The sequence below is a fragment of the Komagataeibacter melaceti genome, from assembly GCF_003403295.1.
Classification (GTDB): domain Bacteria; phylum Pseudomonadota; class Alphaproteobacteria; order Acetobacterales; family Acetobacteraceae; genus Komagataeibacter; species Komagataeibacter melaceti.
The window spans coordinates 1-1,611 of the sequence record NZ_QUWV01000119.1; the positions used below are offsets into that span (position 1 = coordinate 1).

1 protein-coding gene is annotated in these 1,611 nt (G+C 60.4%); it reads right to left on the reverse strand.

What is annotated here, in order from left to right:
* Positions 1-113 precede the first annotated feature (113 nt).
* Complete coding sequence (locus tag DY926_RS12540) at positions 114-1,310, reverse strand: IS256 family transposase (RefSeq protein WP_116703675.1); 1,197 nt, start codon at positions 1,308-1,310, stop codon at positions 114-116.
* Positions 1,311-1,611 lie beyond the last annotated feature (301 nt).

Below are 1,611 nucleotides of genomic sequence, written 5' to 3' on the forward strand. Positions count from 1 at the left end.
GTTCGGTACGGTTTTGTCTGGTGGGGAAAGGGGGGGGGGAAGCAGAACGTCTGGTTTCGGCCGTGTCCCGAGGCGTGGTGTAAGAACACCGTTCCTCGCTAGGTTCGAGGGGGTCAGGCTGTCACGACTGGCAGACTGATTGTGGGACTATGGCTTATGGCGGCCAATCCTTCCAGTGTCATATAGCGTCGGCAGACGGCCCACTCGTCATTCTGTTCAAGCATCAGCGCACCGACGAGGCGGATAATGGCGGCATCGTTGGGGAAAATTCCGATGACATCGCAGCGACGCTTGATCTCTCTGTTCACCCGCTCGATCGGGTTCGTCGATGATATCTGGGTCCAGTGCTCTCGAGGAAAGTCCATGTAGGCCAGGACATCCGCCTCTGCCCGCTCCATGAATTCCGCCAGTTTCGGGAAGCCTTCGCGCAGTTTGTCCGTGACGTGCCGCCACTGGCGCGATGCGTCCTCGGCGGTTTCCTGCGTGAAGATCGTGCGCAACAGAGCCGTGATGGCAGGACGCTGTTTCGCGTGGGCATGGGCAAGCGCGTTACGCATCCAATGCACCCGGCAGCGTTGCAGGGTCGCATTGAACACGCGACCAGCTGCGGCCCGCAGACCTGCATGGGCATCAGCGACCACCAGCTTCACGCCGCGCAGACCCCGATCGGCCAGGGAGCGCAGGAAATCCGTCCAGAACGTTTCCGCTTCCGATGGCCCGGTGGCGACACCGAGCACTTCACGGCGGCCGTCCGTGTTCACGCCCACAGCGATTATCACGGCGATCGATACGATGCGACCGCCCTGACGGACTTTCAGATACGTCGCATCGATCCACAGATACGGCCATTCACCCTCGATCGGCCGGGACAGGAAGCTATTCACCCGTTCGTCGATTTCGCCGACCAGCCGGCTGACCTGGCTTTTGGAGACCCCGCCGGCACCCATAGCGCGGACGAGATCATCGACCGATCGCGTGGAAATGCCCTGCACATAGGCTTCCTGGATCACGGCCAGAAGCGCCTTTTCCGCCGTTTTCCGGGGCTCAAGGAAGGTCGGGAAGTAGCTGCCCCTGCGCAGCTTCGGGATCGCAAGCTCCACCGTGCCCGCCCGCGTGTCCCAGTTCCGGGCGCGGTAACCGTTGCGTTGGTTCGAGCGGCATGCCGAACGCGCTCCCAGTGGCGCCCCAGTCCGGGCCTCGACCTCCATCTCCATCATCCGATCGGCAGCAAACGCCAGCATCTCACGAACAAAATCGCCATCCGACGCTTGCTCTACAAGCTCCAGTAGCGCCATCTTTTCATCGGTCATCGTCTGGTCCTTCAGGTTTGTTATCACAATCAAACCCTACCAAAGACCGGCGGTGGCCGCCTCAGCGGCCAATCTCTTTCTTACACCACGCCTCGGGACACGGCCCTGGTTTCGGATCAAAAAATTGATTACCAGACACTTTTGGGGCGCTGGAAGACTGTCGATAATGCTTCCTTCCACTCACGCCAAAATATCACACCATCAAACCCAGGACTAGCAGCCTGTCGGATTGGGCATTTGGGGGCTGATAACGCCGCGGCTGAGCGGGCTTATGCTGCCTGAAGCCGCGCCATTCTTTTGC

What these genes read in the sequence shown, in the direction of transcription:
- DY926_RS12540 (WP_116703675.1), bottom strand. Translation starts at nt 1,310, where the DNA reads ATGACCGATGAAAAGATGGCGCTACTGGAGCTTGTAGAGCAAGCGTCG.